Genomic DNA, 19533 nt, shown 5'->3' with positions numbered 1-19533 from the left:
AACAAAGCTAACTCATAACAAAAAATCCAGTACCCAATTATTAATAGTGGATTTTTTAGTAATGATATAAGTACTTTTTTCATATTTCCCCTAACTATGTTAAGCCCCCCTAATTACATCTAATACTTCTTTTTTCCTATATTGATTATGCTTTATTTCACCAAATACTTACATCTCCCCTTTTAATTATGTATCGACTAAATCTAAAATAATGAATTACATATAGAAAAAAGCACTCTATCCTGTAAAGATAAGTGCTAATTTTTTGATCATATTTTTATTACATATACAACCAATTATAATTTATTTTAATAAATAGGGCATTATTAACTTTCAATTATTATCCACTATTTATGATACGGTTCCCCACGATTAATACGAAACGCTCTATACACTTGCTCAAGCAATACTAATCGCATTAATTGATGTGGTAATGTCATCTTTGAGAAAGAAAGAGATTCATTTGAACGCTTCATTACTTCAGAACTAAGCCCCAGTGATCCACCAATTACAAATGTGATTTTGCTCTTTCCATATGTAGCAAGACGATCTAAGCTTACTGCAAATTCTTCTGATGATTTTTGTTTCCCTTCTATTGCTAACGCAATGACGTGCGTATCATCAGAAATTTTATCCAGTATACGTATGCCCTCTTTTTCTTTTACAATTAACATTTCTGCTGCACTTAAATTTTCTGGTGCCTTTTCATCTGGTAACTCAATTACTTCTACTTTTGCGTAAGAAGATAATCGTTTTAAGTATTCTGCTATACCTTGTTTTAAGTATTTTTCTTTTAATTTTCCGATTGAAATAATCGAGATATTCACATCTATTCCCCACCTTACAAACACGTTATCCACAGGACTTATCCACATATCCACAAATGTTACCCACATATTGTGTGAGAATCTGTGTTCGATACAACATATGTCGCCTCATTTTGACAAAATTCACATGTTTTTTTCTCTTCTTTAGAGTTATCCACATTGTTAATAACCGGTGCAACTTCACACTCATCCACAATGATATCTAATGCTAATTCAACATGTTCTAAACAACAAGGTAAATTCATATTCTTCACCTCACTTTTCTACAATAGAAAACAGGAGGTAGGCCCTCCTGTTTTTAATACTTTTGAATGCCTAATTTCACCGTTGTTGTCGCTCGTTTTGTACCACGATAAAACGTAAGAGTCATTTTATCATTAATTTTTTTATTATATAAGGCCGTGCGGAACCCAATAATATCGTGCACCGCTTTTCCATCTACCGCCACAATAACATCATGTTCCCTAAGACCCGCATCCGTACCTGGCGAAGGACTTTTCACATCTAAAATGCAGACTCCTTCTGTTACGTTACCTGGTAATTGTAACGTTTTTGACCAATAGTAACTCGGAATCTCATTTAATGATCTTAGTTCAATCCCAACGTAAGGTCTTCTTACTTTACCGTACTTTTCTAGTTCATTCATAATAGGCACAGCTCTCGTAACTGGAATAGCTAGTCCAATTCCTTCTACTTCTTTTGCTGCAATTTTCATTGAGTTAATACCTATTAATTGTCCCGCTACATTTACAAGCGCTCCACCACTATTACCTGGATTAATTGCCGCGTCTGTTTGCAATACTTCTACTTGCCAATCGTAATGTCCATCTTGATCTAAATCTACAGGAACAATACGCTCATTAGCCGAAATAATACCTTGTGTGACAGTTCCGGAAAATTGTAACCCAAGTGGATTTCCAATCGCAATAACTGGTTCTCCTCTACGAACGGTATTAGAGTCGCCAATTTCAATCACTTTCTTCACATGCTTCGCATCTATTTCTAGTACCGCTAAGTCCGTGACTACATCGGTTCCTAATACTTTACCTGGAATTTTCTTACCGTCACTTAAGCTCACTTCAATACGATTCGCCCCAGCAACAACGTGGTTATTCGTTACAATATACGCATGTCCATCTGTTCTCTTATAAATCACACCAGAGCCTGTACCAGCCTCCGAATCAGCCTCTGAAAAATCGTCTCGTTGAATATTAATAACACCAACAACAGCCTCTGAAGCACGATCAACAGCGTCTACAAAGCTAATCTGTTTAACAGGAACATTTCCACTTTGAGCTTCAGCCATATTTTTTTCACTTGCTTCAGCTTGCGGAAGCTTACCTGCATGATTTGAAAATAAAGGAGCTCCAAATGCAAATAATGAAGCCCCTACAATTGTCCCCGCTATGCTAGAAATGACAATACCTTTATGTTTCTTTTTCCCTGCGCGTTTAATACGATATTTTTCTTCATCAATAAAGGACATATTTGTTCACCTATCTTCCTGAAAACAACTATATTCACCTTTATTGTTTACTAAAATGAAGAATTATACGTATTGAATTTTCGTAGGCATTTTTTGATCCGTATCATGTATTTCAAAGGATTCTCCAACCCCAAAACCTTTTTCTTCTAATACTTGTGATACAGACATACGCGCTAATTCTTTCATGTTATTATCTAAGCTTAAATGCGCTAAATAAATGTGTTTTGTCTCGTCTGTAATAACATCAGCCATCGCTAATGCAGCGTCCTCATTACAAACGTGGCCAACGTCGCTTAAAATACGTCGCTTAATGCTCCATGGATAGCGTCCCATACGAAGCATTTCCACATCATGATTGCTTTCAAATACGAAAGCATTCGCTCCCTTAATGACACCTTTCATACGGTCACTTACGTAGCCCGTATCTGTAATAAGAGCTAACTTTCTATTATTGTTATGAAAAGCATAAAACATCGGTTCCGCTGCATCATGAGAAACACCAAATGATTCAACTTCAATATCCCCAAATGTTTTCACGTCCCCTACTGAGAAAATGAATTTTTGATCAGTTGGGATATTACCTATTAAATGTTCCATTGCATTCCATGTTTTCTCGTTCGCATAAATAGGTAAATCATATTTACGTGCCAATACACCTAATCCTTTAATATGGTCACTATGCTCATGTGTTACAAGAATACCTGATACGTCATTTATATTCAGTTCAGCTTGTTTAAATAAAGCCTCTGTCGCTTTACCACTTAAACCTGCATCGACGAGCAGTTTTTTTTCATCTGTTCCTACATATAGCATATTCCCTGTACTTCCACTCGCAAGTACACTAAAGTGCATACTCATTCTTTCTCACTCCATTATGTTCTTCCGGCACTTGAGTTTCCCCTAATTCCATAACTTGTCCTTCAATTGCATTCACAAAAAAATCCTTTTTCTGCTCTGTCTTTAAGTTCCATGTTGGAGCAAGCACTTGTATATTAGAAGAAGACTCCGCAAGAGTTGCATATCCAATCTGCGCCTCTTTCACGTGCGTATTTTCTGCAATTTTATTTTTCAAATATATATTTTCTAAAGCTGTTTGAGCAGTAATAATTTCTTGTTCTTTCGTCTTTTCGCTTTCGCCCATTTCCTTCAAATCCGTTAACATTGTTTGTGTATACGAAATAAGCTCATTTTTTTCATTTAAATCTACAACAATCATCGCACGATTATTGTAGAAGATTGGTTTATCTTTATACTTTTGAAAGAAGTAAATTTTTGAGTCCTTTATTGCTCCAAACTCATATTTTTGTCCATCCAGCACATAATTTTTCAAAAAATCATTATACTTATCTTTTGACGATGATTTTGTATTTAAAAAAGGCTCTTTTAATTTACTCTCTATTTGATATTCGTCTTGCACATGCGCCGTCTGATTTTTTAAAGATTGTACATCTTCTTCTTTGAAAACCTTATTTTTCGCCATTATAAATGACTCTTTTTTCGGTTCTTTAGGAAAATTCCCCATAGTAATTTTTTCAGCTTTTAATTGTTGATCGATTTTCGTTTCCGTCACAAGTTCTAATTGATTACTATCTTGCTTTTGAATGAACTGAAAGATAAGAAAGAGGTCTAAAACAAAAAAGGTCACAATAAATATGGTTTTAATTCGATCCCAATCCATTTAGTCCCCCCTCACTCCACTCATATATTTGTTGCTTACCATCTTCTTCACATTTTATATACCATATTGGCTGTAAGACAGCGATTCTCCCACTCCCATCACTGATGGAAGGTTCCAATGACATTTTATAACCAATACCAACATCCTGAATTGATTTTTTATCAATTTCCGGGTTATTCTCTAGTGATGTCATCACTGTATGACCTGATGCAAGAGAAGTTGTTTGTTGTTTACTAGGCAAAGTAATACTGAACTCAAAAAAGGGTCTTTCATACTGCATAATTTCACCTGAACCCCATACTTGTTTTAATTCCGCTATTCCATTGGCATTAAATACAGGCAAACCATCCTCATATAAACGGAATGAAGTTTTCCTCCCATTAATATAATCAAAACGATAGGACTTAAAGGATCCACTATGCCCACTTACAAAGTCAAAACTTTTTTGTAAAATCACCGCATTATCCGTAGGTTTATCACCATGTACAGCGGAATTTTTATATTTCAACATTGCATCCAACTTATCAATTTCCATAGAACGGATGCCATCCGTAAATGTTTCCTTTTCTTTCTCAGAAATAGGACTTAAATAACGTGGATCACTAAATAAAGCATTTTTGAATGGATCCACCTCTAGTTTAGCTGTAATATACTCTGCCTTACTTAATTCCGTAATCCCATCTGGTAAAAAAAGTTTTTTTGTATCATTTATTTGATATTCAAAATATGGTCTTGCTACTGTTATAAGTTGATTTTGAGCATTTATAATATCCTTTATATAAGCACCGCTCAATTTTGCTTGATATATTTTATGAGGAGTATCATAGGAAACAAAGCTAACTTTAATTTCTTGGTCCGTACTTCTAGAAGGATCAATTATAATACGATTAAAACTTCTGTTACTTTCTATGTTTTTATCTTTAATATTAAACATATCTTTAATCGTATCTAACGGGATATTTGTAGGGAAAACAAATTCAATTTTTTCTTCTCCGTGTACATAAGACAGAAAATCACCTTTAGGGACTGTCCCCGTTATTTCCCTAAAATCATGTAATTCTCCGTTTTCAAGAATTTTATAGATTGAATCCACATTTTCCTTCTTTTCGCTTACATAATGATTTTTCTCTTTATGAATAACGACAGAGGATGGGCGAACAACCTCCGAAATCTTTACCTGATTTATCTCTTCGTTACCTTGAACGAACTTTGTATTTTGCATAGAAGTGGAATCAGGAACATATGTCCATAAGTTAAAAGTAAGAAATAGACTAATGACAACCAAATTAATTAGAACTATCGTTTTAAAGTTTTCCATACTCATTCCCAATCGTCCTCTTCATCTGTCGCCATTGGCAATGTGAAATAAATAGTTGTCCCTTTTCCTTCCTCACTTTTCGCCCAAATCGAGCCGCCATGTGCCTCAATCATTTCTTTCGCAATAGCTAACCCAAGACCTGTACCACCCATTTGTCTCGAACGCGCTTTATCTACACGATAAAAACGTTCAAATATTTTATCTACATTTTCTTTCGGAATTCCCATTCCTTGATCACTCACACTAATCTCTAGTAACTCCCCGCGGTCACGTAGGCGATATGTTACTGTACCACCTTCTGGCGAATATTTTAGTGCATTGGAAATAATGTTATATAAAACTTGTGTAATTTTGTCTGTATCCATATCAATAAATCGAGATTTTTTAGAGAAAGATCGTTTGAAGCTTACATTTTGCTCTTTAGACATTTCAAAGCGATCGATAACGTTATTAAAGAAGTCAGTAAAGTCGACCCATTCCTTCATTAAGCGATGTTCTGTACTATCTAGTTTAGATAGTTGTAACAATGCATTTACAAGCCTGATCATTCTTTCTGTTTCCTCTTGTGTAACCGTTAAAAATTGCGGTGCAATATTTGGATCTTGCCATGCTCCATCAGTAAGTGCTTCTAAGTAACTGCGCATCGTTGTTAACGGCGTTCTTAACTCATGAGATACGTTCGCAACAAACTCACGGCGCTCTTGTTCTATCCGCTCCTGCTCTGTTACATCATATAATACAGCAATTAAACCATTTGCCTTCCCTGTTTCTTTTTGAATAACAGAGAAACTAGCACGTAAAATATATGGTTCATTTCTCGTACTAAAATCTAATAAAACTGAATCAGGTTCTTCATATAAATGATCAAGTGTAAATTCTTCTTGTATTCCTAACACTTCTAACACTGATTGATCTAGCGCCGTTTCACGCGAAACATTTAACATCTTTTCCGCAGGATCATTTAATAAAATGATATCCCCTTTTCGATCAGTAGCAATTACTCCATCTGTCATATGTGATAAAACGGATGATAATTTTCGTCTTTCACTTTCTGTGGAGGAACGAGCTTGTTGTAATTTTTTAGATAAATTGTTAAAAGATAATGCTAATTGTCCAATCTCATCGTGACTATGCACCTTTACTTTTCGCGAATAATTCCCTTTCGCCATTTCAATTGCTTGTCTTCGCATATCTGAAATTGGTCTCGTAATTGTTTGAGCCAATAAAATTCCAAGTACAGCTGTTACTAATAAAGCAATTACTGTCCCCGTTGCGAAAATTTGGTTGATGTCCTTCATTTGTTTATACACATCTTCCATAGATGCAACGATATGAATGACGCCAAGTACATCTCCGCCCGGCTCTTTTAGAATAGGGGTAATCATAACTTGAACTCGATGACCTGTATGTCCATCTTTTTCAATCTTTGACTCTGGTTTCTTTTGTACCATTACCCGTTGTACAGCCGTATCTGCTGACGTTCGTCCTACCTTATTTTGCTTAGACGCGTCTGAAATTGCCATTAATTTTTTAGTAGAATCAATTACACTTACTTCTTGAATATCTCTCTTACGATCTGATGCAAATTTTTGAATCGAATCATTAATAGCTTTATCTACTGATTCTGTTTTAGGACGTTCTTTTACAAACTCTTGCTTCAAGTTATAAGAAAGTAAGTTTGTTTGCTGCGTTAAGGAATCTTGAAAGCCTTTTACAAGGCTTTTTTCTAATTCCCTGACGAAATATACACCAATTACTTGCATTGCTATTAATATTAACAGCATATATATGAGCACAAATTTTAAATGAATAGATTGAAAAAAACCAACTTTCTTCATATACTATTCCTGTTCTGGGTCACGCAAGTAATACCCTACTCCACGTCTAGTTACAATTAAAGTAGGATGACTTGGATTATCTTCAATTTTTTCGCGTAAACGACGTACTGTTACGTCTACTGTACGTACATCTCCAAAATAATCATAACCCCAAACTGTTTGTAATAAATGTTCACGAGTCATAACTTGACCTAAATGCTTCGCTAAATAATGTAGTAATTCAAATTCACGATGTGTAAGCTCAATGCTTTCTTCACGCTTCGTTACACTATAAGCGTTCGAATTAATAACGATTGGTCCAATAACCATTTCAGTATTTTCTTCTTTCTCTGCAGCACCACCCTGCTGATGGCGACGTAAATTCGCTTTCACACGAGCAAGCAACTCCCTCGTACTAAATGGCTTCGTTACATAATCATCTGCCCCAAGCTCAAGCCCTAATACTTTATCAATTTCAGAGTCTTTTGCTGTAAGCATAATAATTGGCATTTCTGAGCTTTTACGTATTTCACGACATACCTCTAAACCGTCTTTTCCCGGTAACATAATATCTAATAAAACCATATCTGGCTGTTCTTCATTTGCTTTTTCAATCGCCTCATCACCATCATGCGCCATTACAATTTCAAAACCTTCTTTTTCTAGGTTGAACTTCAAAATATCCGCAATCGGCTTTTCATCATCAACTACTAAAATTTTCTTTCCCATCATCGTCTATTTCCTCCTTATAAAAATATGATCAATAATCCTCAAACATATTGGTGTTTCTATAGTATGTTCCTATATGACAACAATCTTAGTCTAAGTATTTCTCCTCTATTCTCATAGACTCATGTATCATCCACTTTTACACGGAATCCTATACGATCTATAGAAAAACCTCTAGCTTCAACTGCTAGAGGCTCCTCATTCTATTGTAAAATAACTACCCACTTTTGTAAAACTGGACAAAATAAAAAGGATATTAAGTGGGCCCACTTAATATCCTGAGAGTGGCTCGGGACGGAATCGAACCGCCGACACGAGGATTTTCAGTCCTCTGCTCTACCGACTGAGCTACCGAGCCAAAACTATATATAAAACCACTAATGGTGGTATAAACAAAAGTGGCGGTCCCGACCGGGGTCGAACCGGCGATCTCCTGCGTGACAGGCAGGCATGTTAACCACTACACCACGGGACCAAAAATGAACATAAAAAAACATGACCCGTACGGGATTCGAACCCGTGTTACCGCCGTGAAAGGGCGGTGTCTTAACCACTTGACCAACGGGCCACGAAAAATAAAATGGTGAGCCATGAAGGATTCGAACCTTCGACCCTCTGATTAAAAGTCAGATGCTCTACCAACTGAGCTAATGGCTCATACTCACCAACGTCATATTTTCGTGACGACAAGACATATCATAACATGTTATCTTTTATTTTTGCAATACCTTTTTTTATTTTTTTATAAAAGATAAGAAAAAACTCATGAAAACATGAGTTTTTTCTTAAAAAAATCAATTTTTTATATCAATTAAGCTTCGTATACATTACGAACGATATTTGTTTGATTACGATCTGGTCCAACTGAGAACATAGATAATTGGATTCCTGTTAATTCAGAAACACGTTCTACGTATTTTCGTGCATTTTCAGGAAGCTCGTCTAATGATTTTACACCAGTAATATCTTCTTCCCAACCTGGAAGCTCTTCGTATACAGGCTCACATTTCGCTAAAATGTTTAAGTTAGCTGGAACTTCATCGATAACTTCTCCGTTGTATTTGTAAGCAACACAAATTTTAAGAGTTGGGATACCTGTTAATACATCGATAGAGTTTAATGATAAGTCTGTTAAACCACTAACACGACGTGCATGTCTTACAACAACGCTATCGAACCAACCTACGCGGCGCGGACGACCAGTTGTTGTTCCGTATTCACGACCAACTTCACGAATTTGATGACCGATTTCATCATTAAGTTCCGTAGGGAATGGACCATCACCAACACGGCTTGTATATGCTTTACATACACCTACAACGCGAGTAACTTTCGCAGGACCAACTCCAGTTCCAACTGTTACACCACCAGCAATTGGGTTAGAAGATGTAACGAATGGATACGTACCGTGGTCGATATCCAGCATAACACCTTGTGCACCTTCAAATAATACACGATGATTGTTATCTAGTGCATCATTTAATACGACAGATGTATCGCATACGTAATGTGCGATTTGTTGTCCGTATTCGAAGTACTCTTCAAAGATTTCTTCTACGCTGAAACCTTCTGTATCGTACATTTTTTCAAACAAACGATTTTTTTCCACTAAATTGCGCTCAAGCTTCTCTTTAAATGCTTCACGGTCTAAAAGATCAGCCATACGGATACCGATACGAGCAGCTTTATCCATATATGCAGGACCGATACCTTTTTTCGTTGTACCGATCTTGTTATCACCTTTACTCGCTTCTTCTAACTCATCTTGTTTTAAGTGATAAGGTAAAATAACGTGCGCACGGTTACTTACACGTAAATTATCAGTACTTACACCACGATCGTGTAAGTATTTTAACTCTTCAAGTAATGCTTTCGGATCTACTACTAAGCCGTTTCCGATTACACAAATTTTCTCTTTATAGAAAATACCAGATGGAATTAAGTGTAATTTATATTTAACTCCGCCGAAAACAATTGTATGTCCCGCGTTATTTCCACCTTGATATCTTGCAACTACTTCCGCATGCTCAGAAAGAAAATCAGTGATTTTACCTTTTCCTTCGTCGCCCCATTGTGTTCCTACAACTACTACTGAAGACATTATTAAAGCACCTCCGCAATTTTCAAACGATCTATTCAAACAATATAATTGTACCAAAACAGAAAGAGAAGTCAACCAAAAAGCGAACATTTTTTTATCGAAAAACGTTTTCGTTCGTAAGAATTACATATTCACCTTATGAAAGCCCTATCTTTCATATAAAAAAAAAGAAACACATCTTATTATAAGAAATGTGTTTCTTTTTTATACTGCCTTTATGCGTGCGGTGCATGTCCATCCTCAAAGCGGCGTTCTAAGTTGACGAATTTATTAAATTCCTTAACAAACGCAAGCTCTACTGAACCTACTGGACCATTACGTTGTTTTGCAATGATAATTTCAATTGTATTTTTATTTTCTGTTTCACGATCATAGTAATCTTCACGATATAGGAAGGCTACAATGTCAGCATCCTGCTCGATACTTCCTGATTCACGAATGTCAGACATCATCGGACGTTTATCTTGACGAGATTCTACACCACGAGATAACTGCGACAAGGCGATAACAGGTACTTGCAATTCACGTGCAATCCCTTTTAATGTACGAGAAATCTCAGATACTTCCTGCTGACGGTTTTCTCCTGATTTCCCACTTCCTTGAATAAGCTGTAAATAGTCAATCAAAACCATCCCAAGACCTTGTTCTTGCTTTAATCTACGACATTTTGCTCGAATCTCATTTACTTTAATCCCTGGTGTATCATCAATATATATACCAGCATTCGAAAGGCTACCCATCGCCATTGTTAATTTCGCCCAATCATCAGAAGTTAATGAACCGGTACGAAGTCTTTGCGCATCAATATTTCCTTCTGCACAAAGCATACGCATAACAAGCTGATCAGAGCCCATCTCCAAACTAAAAATCGCTACATTTTCATCCGTTTTCGTCGCTACGTTCTGTGCGATATTTAATGAAAATGCAGTTTTCCCCACCGACGGACGAGCTGCTACAATGATTAAATCATTTCGCTGAAAACCCGCGGTCATCTTATCTAATTCAGTAAATCCAGTTGGTATCCCGGTAACTTCACCTTTTTGATTATGCAAAAGTTCAATTTTATCATAAGCATCTACAAGAACATCTTTAATGTTTTGGAATGCTTTTGCATTTGTTTGATGTGATACTTCTAATATTTTTTTCTCAGCCTCATTTAAAAGGCCATCCACATCATCTTCTCGCTCGTATCCATCCGATACAATATGAGTTGCCGTTCGAATTAAACGACGTAAAAGTGCCTTTTCAGCGATGATGCGTGCATAATATTCTACGTTAGCAGCTGTTGGAACAACTTCTGCTAATTCTGCTAGATAAGAAACCCCACCAACTTCTTCTAGTAACCCTTGATCAGCCATCGCTGATGTCATTATTACTAAGTCGATTGGTTCTCCCTTATCAGACAACCCAAGCATGACTTCAAAAATCTTTTGATGTTTCGTTCGATAGAACGAGTCAGGTAGTAACAGCTCTGATGCTGACGTTAATGCATCTTGATCAATCAATATAGCCCCTAAAACCGCCTGCTCTGCTTCTATATTATGCGGAGGGGTACGATCAGCCAGTACATCACTCATGCGCAATCCTCCTTGCTCAATTTATTTTTATTGTTCACTAACATGAACTTTTACTGCCGCTGTTACTTGCGGATGCAATTTTACAGTGACGTTTGTATAACCTAATGCACGTATTGCATCGTCCATTTCAAATTTACGTTTATCAAGTTTAATCTTGTGTGATTTTTGCATTGCATCTACAATTTGTTTGCTTGTAATAGAACCAAATAAACGGCCACCTTCTCCAGATTTTGCCTTTAATTCTACAGTTAATTTCTCTAGTGTTTCTTTTAATTGTTTTGCATTTTCAAGCTCTGCTGCTGCATCTTTTTCCTCTTTGCGCTTTTGAGCATCTAAAGTTTTCACACTGCTGTTTGTCGCTTCGGCAGCTAACCCCTGTTTTAGTAAGAAATTATTTGCATAACCGTCTGGTACGTTTTTTATTTCTCCTTTTTTACCTTTACCTTTTACGTCTTTTAGAAAAATTACTTTCATGATTGTGTGCCTCCCTGTAAATAGTCATCAATAACAAATCGAAGCTTCTCCTCCGCTTCATCTACTGTAACATTTTTCATTTGTGTGGCTGCATTTGTTAAGTGCCCGCCACCTCCTAAATTTTCCATAATTAGCTGTACATTCAATTCACCTAAAGATCTACCACTAATTCCAATGAAATTTTCTCCACGTTTTGCAATAACAAATGATGCAATGATACCTGTCATTGTCAATAATGTGTCTGCTGATTGTGCAATAAGTACTTGGTCATAATATTCATCACCATCAACTTTAGCAATCGCAATTCCATTTTTATAAATGTACGCATTTTTAATGGCTTTTGCAACTCGTAAATACTGACCCATATCTTCTTTTAAAAGTTCTTGTACAAGTACAGTGTCTGCGCCATGCGAGCGTAAATAAGAAGCGGCATCAAATGTACGAGCGCCTGTACGGAATGTAAAACTTTTCGTATCAACAATAATACCAGCTAACAATGCCGTTGCTTCTAACATGGTCATCTTTAAATTTTTCGGTTGATACTCAAGTAACTCTGTAACAAGCTCTGCCGTTGAAGAAGCGTATGGCTCCATATAAACAAGTAATGGATCTTCAATGAAATCTTCTCCACGGCGATGATGGTCAATAACTACTACATTTTCAATCTTATGTAACAGTTTTTCATCCATCACCATTGAAGGTTTATGCGTATCAACAACAACAAGTAATGAATCATCATTTGCAAATTCCATCGCTTGCCCTGGTGTAATAAAATGTGACCATAACTCTTCATTTTGTTTCACTTTATCCATCAAACGTTTGATTCCTTTATCAGAATCATTTTCATCTAATACAATATATCCTTTGCGCTCATTTAATTGAGCTACCTTTAAAATACCAATCGCTGCACCAATCGCATCCATATCAGGGGCTCTATGCCCCATTATAATGACATTACTGCTTTCTAATACTAAATCCTTTAATGCATGCGAAATAACTCTAGCACGTACACGAGTACGCTTTTCGACCGGGTTCGTCTTGCCACCGTAAAACTTAACTTTACCCGTTGCTTGTTTAATAGCTACTTGGTCTCCTCCTCGTCCTAATGCAAGGTCTAAACCAGATTGAGCCATCGCTCCAAGCTCCGATAAAGGTAAATCACCTGAGCCAACACCAACACTTAATGTAAGTGGTATATTCCTTTTTGACGTTTCTTCACGCACTTGATCCAAAATACTAAATTTCCCTTTCTCCATTTGCGCTAAAATACTTTCATTTAGTACAACGAAGAATCTTTCTGAAGATGCACGTTTCAAATATGCACCATACTTAACGGCCCATTCATTTAGACGTGACGTCACAAGACTTGTTATATTCGTACGTAATTGATCATCTAACCCTTGTGTAACTTCATCGTAATTATCTAAATAAATAACAGCCAAAACAGTGCGCTGATCCTCATACATTTTTTCAATCTCTGTTTGCTCAGTTACATCAAAAAAATAAATTAGTTTTTCTTCTTTCCTTACAAACACACGGAACTTCCGACTATTTAAAGATACTATATCATCAGAAGTCTCTCCTTTAATAAAAAGGAGTAATGTTTCTGATACATCGTACAGATGCCACCCAGCTAATGCGTGTTGCCCCAAACATGAAGACAAGTAAGGATTTGCCCAATCAATCCCATACTCCTTATTGTATAACAATATACCAATTGGCATCTGGTTGAATGCTTCGTTACTCACTTTTTTTACCCTAGTAATCATATCTGTCGTATACTTTTCAAAATTCCTTTGAAAGGTAAGTTCAAATCGTATAACTAAAAAGAAAACGATGCTAAAAACAAAAAAGGAAGATATCCCCATAATTAAGTGGAAATAACAAAGAATCGAGATTAGCACCAACACAAAAAATGCCAATACGTAAACAGGATATAAAAACCACTGTTTCTTATAAAATTCAGGCATGTATACAACTCCTATAAAGTAAAACTAACTCACCTTCCAGTTAGTTAAACAAATTAAAATAGTGTAAGGAATATTATTTTATTCCCCTATTTTAGAACGCAATGAAATCCCTAAATCAATTATACCTAAGATTGTCACAAGAGGAAACAGCATTGGAATAAACATACATACAATAAAACTAATAATAGGAATACCTCTCGTAAAACCTTTTCTGTGTGCTAAAAAGGTGATAAACGTTAACCCTTGCAAGACGAGCAGCAAAGCAAAGATTACATATAGGTTAGAAAATACCATATGTAAATATGATGTTGGTTCTACTTTTATAAAAGTTGCTAACAAAATAAATATGACGTAATACCAGACAATACTCTTTGGCAATTGTATATCTTTAAATTTAGGCCAAGGTGTAACGTCGTGCTTTAACTTTCTCAAAACACTACCGGATATTAGCACTGTAATCCAAGAAAAACATACAGAAACTAGCACAAGTATACTTGGAAGTAACGTTTGTGATATATCATTCATTTGTGCAAGCAACTCTTTTTGTTCCTTACTAACTGGCATACCAGCAGCATTTGCTATCTTTTCACTTTGCGCCACACTTTCACTAAATATATTTTGCATTTGCTTCATTAAATCTATGTTGAAAAATTTTATACTTCCAACATAAATGAGCATTATACCAATTAAATACGCAAGCGTTCCAGCTATCAATATCTCCACTGGTTTTTTCCCTTTTTTATACATATATCCTAATACGACACCTATTAACCCAAACATCACTGTCTTTATGAGACCAATCGGCTGACTCACAATAACTGTAATAAAAAGTGCCGCTACAAAAATCACGAGTATATTAGATAGTTTATGTCTTACTGTTAATAATATAAATGGTAACGGCAACACAAACGTTACCATTGTATCTAAGATCGGAACATACCTAGATACAAGTAACAAAATAGCATATGTAGCCAATAACGCAGCACCCTCAGTAATAAATCTTGTATTTTTCATCATCTAACCTCTCTCTCAAAAAAAGAAAAGCATAGCAAAATGCACAGTAGAGTCCGACTCTACTGTGCATTTCATACGCTATTATTCACCAACATATGGTAAAAGTGCCATTTGACGAGCACGTTTAATTGCAACTGTAAGTTTGCGTTGGTATTTCGCGCTTGTTCCTGTTACACGACGAGGTAAAATTTTACCACGCTCAGAAACGAAACGTTTTAATAAATCAACATCTTTATAGTCAATGCGAGTGATGCCGTTAGATGTGAAGAAACACACCTTACGACGCTTCGCACGTCCACCTTTGCGTCCTGCCATGTCTATTCCCTCCATTCTTTGTTAAAAATATCCGATTCATACCATTAAAATGGTAAATCGTCGTCCGAAATGTCAATCGGTTGACCAACATTCGAAAATGGATCGTCATTCTTCGTAAATCCAGAGTTACCAGTGTTACCTGAGTTACCCGGATTACTAGATTGACCAAATGGGTTAGAGCTTTGGTTACCGAAACCAGCTCCTGATGGTTGCTGATTGAATGAACCACGTTGCTCCCCACCGCCATTACGCGGCTCTAAAAATTGTACGCTCTCCGCAAGAACTTCTGTTACATATACACGTTTACCATCTTGTCCATCGTAATTACGAGTTTGAAGACGTCCGTCTACGCCTGCTAAGCTACCTTTTTTCAAATAATTTGCCACGTTTTCTGCTTGTTTACGCCATATTACACAATTAATAAAGTCAGCTTCACGCTCACCTTGTTGATTCGCAAATGCGCGATTCACAGCTAACGTAAAAGTAGCTACTGCAACACCATTGGGCGTGTAACGTAAGTCAGGGTCCTTAGTTAAACGACCAACGAGGATAACACGATTCATCAATCGAACCACTCTCCCTATATATCTTAATTATTTTTCTTCTTCTTTAACAACGATATGACGAAGGATATCTTCGTTGATCTTAGCTAAACGGTCGAATTCGTTAATCGCTTCTGCGTTAGAGTTCACGTTTAAGATCATGTAGAAACCTTCACGTAAGTCGTTGATTTCGTAAGCTAAACGACGCTTACCCCACTCTTTCGTGTTAATGATTTCTGCACCATTGTTTGTTAAAACACCTGCAAAACGTTCAACTAAAGCTTTTTGAGCTTCTTCTTCAACGCCAGGACGAATGATGTACATAATTTCGTACTTTCTCATTACACTTTCACCTCCTTTTGGTCTAAACGGCCCATAATGGGCAAGGAGCAATTAATTTATAGTAATTACTCACGAGTTTAGATTATATCATAGTAAGTTATATGAATCAACTCACCAATACGTAAAAGACTTGGCAAACATATAATATATTTGCCAAGTTCATATCTTTATTTTTCCTAGGAAATATTAAATTAAACGTTAAAGCGGAAGTGCATAACATCTCCGTCTTTTACGATATACTCTTTTCCTTCTAAACGTACTTTACCAGCTTCTTTTGCAGCTGTCATAGAGCCATTTGTCATTAAATCATCATAAGAAACTGTTTCCGCACGAATAAATCCACGCTCAAAGTCCGTATGAATAACACCAGCACATTGTGGTGCTTTCATACCTTGTTTAAACGTCCATGCACGTACTTCTTGCACACCAGCTGTGAAGTAAGTAGCAAGTCCTAATAAGTCATATGCAGCACGAATTAATTGATCTAAACCAGATTCTTCAATACCTAGTTCTTCAAGAAATACTTTCTTCTCTTCCTCATCTAACTCAGCAATTTCTGATTCGATTTTTGCACATACAACAATTACTTGTGAATTTTCATTTGTTGCAAATTCTTTTACCATTTGTACATATTTATTGTCAGAAGGATCCATAATATCATCTTCACTTACGTTTGCTACGTATAGCATTTCTTTCGTTGTAAGTAAATGAAGGCCTTTAACAATCTTCATTTGCTCTTCTGTAAATTCAACAGTACGAGCTGGTTTTCCCTCTTCGAAAGCTTCTTTTAAACGAACTAAAATTTCATGCTCATATACAGCTTCTTTATCTTTTTGTCTTGCTAACTTCGCAACTCGTTCGATACGTTTATCAACAGATTCCAAATCCGCTAAGATTAGCTCTAAGTTGATTGTTTCAATGTCATCAATTGGATCTACTTTTCCTGAAACATGCGTAATATTTTCATCTTCAAAACAACGAACAACTTGGCAAATTGCATCTACTTGACGAATGTGAGATAAGAATTTATTTCCTAACCCTTCACCTTTACTCGCACCTTTTACGATACCTGCGATATCAGTAAATTCGAATACAGTTGGAACAGTTTTTTTCGGTTCTACTAATTCCGTTAATTTATTTAAACGCTCATCTGGTACTTCTACAATCCCTACGTTTGGATCGATTGTACAGAATGGATAGTTCGCAGATTCTGCTCCTGCTTGTGTAATTGCATTAAATAAAGTGGACTTCCCTACGTTAGGTAATCCAACAATCCCAGCCGTTAATCCCATATTTTTCACTCCTATGTCTCAATCTTTCATCATTATAGATAGTAACGAAAAAAATGACAAGTTTCCACCAAATGAAAAAAAGCAACGGCTGTCTACTACAGCTGTTGCTTTTTCACTATTCTTCATGTTTCACAAGTATTTTTTTTACCTTACGATCAAACTCTCTTCGAGGAATCATTACCGAATGGTCACACCCCTCGCACTTAACGCGGATATCCATTCCCATACGAATAATCTTCCAGCGATTTTCACCACATGGATGGGCTTTCTTCATTTCCACAACATCGTACAAGTTATATTGCTTTTGCTCCATTCTCCAAATCCCTCCCACTATTAAATTGCTTTTTCACTAACTAATTCTTCGCGACTATATAAAACCATACGTGGGTATGGAATTTCAATCCCATGTAAATCAAGACGATTTTTAATCTCTTTGCGAAGAGCCCTCGCAATAACTGCATGCTGCATCGGCTCAACTTCAGCAATAACACGTAATACAACTTCAGACGCTGCCAATGTTTGAACACCTAGCAATTGAGGTGTTGTTACCATCTTCTCATATTTTTCTGGTAATTCAACTAATAAATCTTCAATAACTTGCTCCGCTCGTACTATATCACTTTCATAAGAAATAGATACATCAACAAATGCTACACTATTGCTAACGGAAAAGTTCGTTACTTGTACAATACTACCATTTGGTATTATATGAATTTCGCCTGTCCAGCTCTTCATCTTCGTTGTACGTAGTCCTATTTCCAAAACGGTTCCTTCAAATTGACCTATCCTTACATAATCACCTACTGAAAATTGATCCTCTAACAAAATAAATAATCCTGTAATAACATCTTTAACTAAACTTTGTGCACCAAAACCGACTGCTAAACCAATTACCCCAGCACCGGCTAATAGACCTGACGCATTAATATCAAACACACCTAAAATTGCAATTAACATAATGAACATAACAACGTATGCCACAATATTTTCAAGCAACTTCGCTACCGTAACTGTACGACGTTCTGAAATTTGAATCGGCGAACGGCTTCCCATACGAAACGCATTTCGTACAATTGCCCTCGCAACTCGCACAACGATTGCACCAAGTATTAAAATAACGATTATTTTTAGTGATTTCACACCTATATTCGTCCAATCAATGGACTGAAACCATTTCAACGCTAAATCCATGTCCCTCTACCTCTCCAGCTAAAATTTCTTTTTAGTTATCCTTATTATTGTATCAGAACTCTCTCTGATTTCTGAAAAAAATTTATGTCTTTAATTCCATTTGTTAACTTCCATTCAGGTATAAAATGAAACGAATATATATATACTAGTACTATTATTTCTGTTTTCATTCACAGTTTGCAAAAAGTATGCACTTATAATTTTCCATTTCAGACACCATATAACATATTGTGAAAATTTATTAAAAGGATGGGTGCTTCATGAATATTAGAAGTTTTCGCTTACCTTTTTTTGAAAAAGAAACTCAAAATGTTATGCATCATGACTTAGAAGCCTCTGAGACAATCAGTAATTTCTTACTTTCCCATATTCCCATTAAGACTAATATGCCACTCATTCTCGTTTGTATCGGAACAGACCGTTCCACCGGTGATGCACTTGGTCCATTAGTTGGTACTAAACTAGAACAAATTGAAATCAAAAACCTTCAAGTATTCGGCACACTAGACGAACCAATACATGCACTAAACTTAGAAGAGAAAATTCGGAATATACAGAAAGAAAACCCTACTTCCTTTATTATTGCTGTTGATGCATGTTTAGGAAAATCTCAAAGTATCGGTTCTATAACTACCGGAAAGGGCCCCAGTAAACCTGGAGCTGCGATGAATAAGAAATTACCTGAAATTGGTGATCTGCATATTCATGGCATCGTAAATTTAAATGGTTTCATGGAGTTTTTCGTACTTCAAAATACACGACTAAGTTTAGTCATGAAGATGGCTGATGTAATTGCACAAAGTATAAAAGAAACAGACCAAAAATTATCTGCATTAAAAAAAGCAAACCATCTATAAACA

Annotated in this window: 20 protein-coding genes and 4 tRNA genes; 1 reads left to right on the top strand and 23 read right to left on the bottom strand. The window is 36.2% G+C overall.

Going from position 1 to position 19533, the window contains the following annotated elements; translation table 11 throughout:
• Positions 1 to 347: 347 nt before the first annotated feature.
• The 23 genes from rlmH to V7038_RS17380 form a co-directional block, all read right to left on the bottom strand.
• Entirely contained in the window at positions 348 to 827 is a 480-nt protein-coding gene (rlmH, locus tag V7038_RS17490) for a 23S rRNA (pseudouridine(1915)-N(3))-methyltransferase RlmH (protein WP_002113213.1), read from the bottom strand.
• A 59-nt stretch (positions 828 to 886) separates the two neighbouring features.
• On the bottom strand, positions 887 to 1072 hold the full coding sequence (locus V7038_RS17485; RefSeq protein ID WP_002035001.1) for a CxxH/CxxC protein: 186 nt from the start codon (positions 1070 to 1072) through the stop codon (positions 887 to 889).
• Between the two features lie 53 nt (positions 1073 to 1125).
• A complete protein-coding gene (locus tag V7038_RS17480; protein ID WP_002113216.1) occupies positions 1126 to 2313 on the bottom strand; it encodes a S1C family serine protease in 1188 nt (395 codons plus the stop codon).
• A gap of 63 nt (positions 2314 to 2376) precedes the next feature.
• Positions 2377 to 3171 (bottom strand): MBL fold metallo-hydrolase, encoded by a 795-nt coding sequence (locus V7038_RS17475; protein ID WP_002113217.1) that lies wholly within the window; start codon positions 3169 to 3171, stop codon positions 2377 to 2379.
• Positions 3155 to 3991: a two-component system regulatory protein YycI gene (locus tag V7038_RS17470; protein ID WP_002113218.1), complete on the bottom strand. Its 837-nt coding sequence runs from the start codon at positions 3989 to 3991 to the stop codon at positions 3155 to 3157. The genes V7038_RS17475 and V7038_RS17470 overlap by 17 nt, the downstream gene beginning before the upstream one ends.
• Complete coding sequence (locus tag V7038_RS17465; RefSeq protein WP_002113219.1) at positions 3972 to 5315, bottom strand: YycH family regulatory protein; 1344 nt, start codon at positions 5313 to 5315, stop codon at positions 3972 to 3974. Before V7038_RS17465 ends, V7038_RS17470 begins: the two co-directional genes overlap by 20 nt.
• Positions 5312 to 7147, bottom strand: a complete 1836-nt coding sequence (gene walK / locus V7038_RS17460; protein WP_002113220.1) for a cell wall metabolism sensor histidine kinase WalK — start codon at positions 7145 to 7147, stop codon at positions 5312 to 5314. The genes V7038_RS17465 and walK overlap by 4 nt, the downstream gene beginning before the upstream one ends.
• 3 nt (positions 7148 to 7150) lie before the next feature.
• Complete coding sequence (gene walR / locus V7038_RS17455; RefSeq protein WP_000971867.1) at positions 7151 to 7858, bottom strand: cell wall metabolism DNA-binding response regulator WalR; 708 nt, start codon at positions 7856 to 7858, stop codon at positions 7151 to 7153.
• Positions 7859 to 8140: 282 nt separating this feature from the next.
• Positions 8141 to 8213: transfer RNA gene (locus V7038_RS17450), tRNA-Phe, on the bottom strand.
• Between the two features lie 41 nt (positions 8214 to 8254).
• Positions 8255 to 8330: transfer RNA gene (locus tag V7038_RS17445), tRNA-Asp, on the bottom strand.
• Between the two features lie 21 nt (positions 8331 to 8351).
• Positions 8352 to 8423, bottom strand: a tRNA-Glu gene (locus tag V7038_RS17440).
• 13 nt (positions 8424 to 8436) lie between these two features.
• Positions 8437 to 8512 (bottom strand) — tRNA-Lys (locus V7038_RS17435).
• A gap of 154 nt (positions 8513 to 8666) precedes the next feature.
• Positions 8667 to 9956, bottom strand: a complete 1290-nt coding sequence (locus V7038_RS17430; RefSeq protein WP_002113221.1) for an adenylosuccinate synthase — start codon at positions 9954 to 9956, stop codon at positions 8667 to 8669.
• Positions 9957 to 10171: 215 nt separating this feature from the next.
• Entirely contained in the window at positions 10172 to 11533 is a 1362-nt protein-coding gene (gene dnaB / locus V7038_RS17425) for a replicative DNA helicase (RefSeq protein ID WP_002113222.1), read from the bottom strand.
• Positions 11534 to 11560: 27 nt separating this feature from the next.
• Complete coding sequence (gene rplI, locus V7038_RS17420) at positions 11561 to 12007, bottom strand: 50S ribosomal protein L9 (RefSeq protein ID WP_002113223.1); 447 nt, start codon at positions 12005 to 12007, stop codon at positions 11561 to 11563.
• Positions 12004 to 13977, bottom strand: a complete 1974-nt coding sequence (locus V7038_RS17415) for a DHH family phosphoesterase (protein ID WP_002113224.1) — start codon at positions 13975 to 13977, stop codon at positions 12004 to 12006. Before V7038_RS17415 ends, rplI begins: the two co-directional genes overlap by 4 nt.
• 78 nt (positions 13978 to 14055) lie before the next feature.
• Entirely contained in the window at positions 14056 to 14991 is a 936-nt protein-coding gene (locus V7038_RS17410) for a YybS family protein (RefSeq protein ID WP_335471096.1), read from the bottom strand.
• Positions 14992 to 15072: 81 nt separating this feature from the next.
• A complete protein-coding gene (gene rpsR / locus V7038_RS17405; RefSeq protein ID WP_000918874.1) occupies positions 15073 to 15306 on the bottom strand; it encodes a 30S ribosomal protein S18 in 234 nt (77 codons plus the stop codon).
• A gap of 44 nt (positions 15307 to 15350) precedes the next feature.
• Positions 15351 to 15872: a single-stranded DNA-binding protein gene (gene ssb, locus V7038_RS17400; RefSeq protein WP_002113227.1), complete on the bottom strand. Its 522-nt coding sequence runs from the start codon at positions 15870 to 15872 to the stop codon at positions 15351 to 15353.
• A 27-nt stretch (positions 15873 to 15899) separates the two neighbouring features.
• The gene (gene rpsF / locus V7038_RS17395; protein WP_001233781.1) at positions 15900 to 16190 is read right to left on the bottom strand and encodes a 30S ribosomal protein S6; all 291 of its coding nucleotides are present in this window, start codon (positions 16188 to 16190) and stop codon (positions 15900 to 15902) included.
• A 191-nt stretch (positions 16191 to 16381) separates the two neighbouring features.
• Positions 16382 to 17482, bottom strand: coding sequence for a redox-regulated ATPase YchF (gene ychF, locus V7038_RS17390; protein WP_002113228.1), 1101 nt, complete (start codon positions 17480 to 17482; stop codon positions 16382 to 16384).
• A 115-nt stretch (positions 17483 to 17597) separates the two neighbouring features.
• Complete coding sequence (locus V7038_RS17385) at positions 17598 to 17795, bottom strand: DUF951 domain-containing protein (RefSeq protein WP_000436054.1); 198 nt, start codon at positions 17793 to 17795, stop codon at positions 17598 to 17600.
• 20 nt (positions 17796 to 17815) lie between these two features.
• Positions 17816 to 18673: a mechanosensitive ion channel family protein gene (locus V7038_RS17380; protein ID WP_002113229.1), complete on the bottom strand. Its 858-nt coding sequence runs from the start codon at positions 18671 to 18673 to the stop codon at positions 17816 to 17818.
• Positions 18674 to 18933: 260 nt separating this feature from the next.
• Between V7038_RS17380 and yyaC the strand changes: the two genes are divergently transcribed.
• A complete protein-coding gene (yyaC, locus tag V7038_RS17375; RefSeq protein WP_002113230.1) occupies positions 18934 to 19530 on the top strand; it encodes a spore protease YyaC in 597 nt (198 codons plus the stop codon).
• Positions 19531 to 19533 lie beyond the last annotated feature (3 nt).

The sequence above is a fragment of the Bacillus sp. JJ783 genome (assembly GCF_036963225.1).
In the GTDB taxonomy this organism is placed as follows: Bacteria; Bacillota; Bacilli; order Bacillales; family Bacillaceae_G; genus Bacillus_A; species Bacillus_A cereus_U.
Note: the sequence above shows the minus strand (reverse complement) of the source record. Positions and strands in the feature narration are given on the sequence as shown.

Coding starts and splice junctions, on each gene's coding strand:
- V7038_RS17485 (WP_002035001.1), bottom strand. CDS start 1,072: ATGAATTTACCTTGTTGTTTAGAACATGTTGAATTAGCATTAGATATC.
- V7038_RS17480 (WP_002113216.1), bottom strand. CDS start 2,313: ATGTCCTTTATTGATGAAGAAAAATATCGTATTAAACGCGCAGGGAAA.
- V7038_RS17475 (WP_002113217.1), bottom strand. CDS start 3,171: ATGAGTATGCACTTTAGTGTACTTGCGAGTGGAAGTACAGGGAATATG.
- V7038_RS17470 (WP_002113218.1), bottom strand. CDS start 3,991: ATGGATTGGGATCGAATTAAAACCATATTTATTGTGACCTTTTTTGTT.
- V7038_RS17465 (WP_002113219.1), bottom strand. CDS start 5,315: ATGAGTATGGAAAACTTTAAAACGATAGTTCTAATTAATTTGGTTGTC.
- walK (WP_002113220.1), bottom strand. CDS start 7,147: ATGAAGAAAGTTGGTTTTTTTCAATCTATTCATTTAAAATTTGTGCTC.
- walR (WP_000971867.1), bottom strand. CDS start 7,858: ATGATGGGAAAGAAAATTTTAGTAGTTGATGATGAAAAGCCGATTGCG.
- V7038_RS17430 (WP_002113221.1), bottom strand. CDS start 9,956: ATGTCTTCAGTAGTAGTTGTAGGAACACAATGGGGCGACGAAGGAAAA.
- dnaB (WP_002113222.1), bottom strand. CDS start 11,533: ATGAGTGATGTACTGGCTGATCGTACCCCTCCGCATAATATAGAAGCA.
- rplI (WP_002113223.1), bottom strand. CDS start 12,007: ATGAAAGTAATTTTTCTAAAAGACGTAAAAGGTAAAGGTAAAAAAGGA.
- V7038_RS17415 (WP_002113224.1), bottom strand. CDS start 13,977: ATGCCTGAATTTTATAAGAAACAGTGGTTTTTATATCCTGTTTACGTA.
- V7038_RS17410 (WP_335471096.1), bottom strand. CDS start 14,991: ATGAAAAATACAAGATTTATTACTGAGGGTGCTGCGTTATTGGCTACA.
- rpsR (WP_000918874.1), bottom strand. CDS start 15,306: ATGGCAGGACGCAAAGGTGGACGTGCGAAGCGTCGTAAGGTGTGTTTC.
- rpsF (WP_001233781.1), bottom strand. CDS start 16,190: ATGAGAAAGTACGAAATTATGTACATCATTCGTCCTGGCGTTGAAGAA.
- ychF (WP_002113228.1), bottom strand. CDS start 17,482: ATGGGATTAACGGCTGGGATTGTTGGATTACCTAACGTAGGGAAGTCC.
- V7038_RS17385 (WP_000436054.1), bottom strand. CDS start 17,795: ATGGAGCAAAAGCAATATAACTTGTACGATGTTGTGGAAATGAAGAAA.
- V7038_RS17380 (WP_002113229.1), bottom strand. CDS start 18,673: ATGGATTTAGCGTTGAAATGGTTTCAGTCCATTGATTGGACGAATATA.
- yyaC (WP_002113230.1), top strand. CDS start 18,934: ATGAATATTAGAAGTTTTCGCTTACCTTTTTTTGAAAAAGAAACTCAA.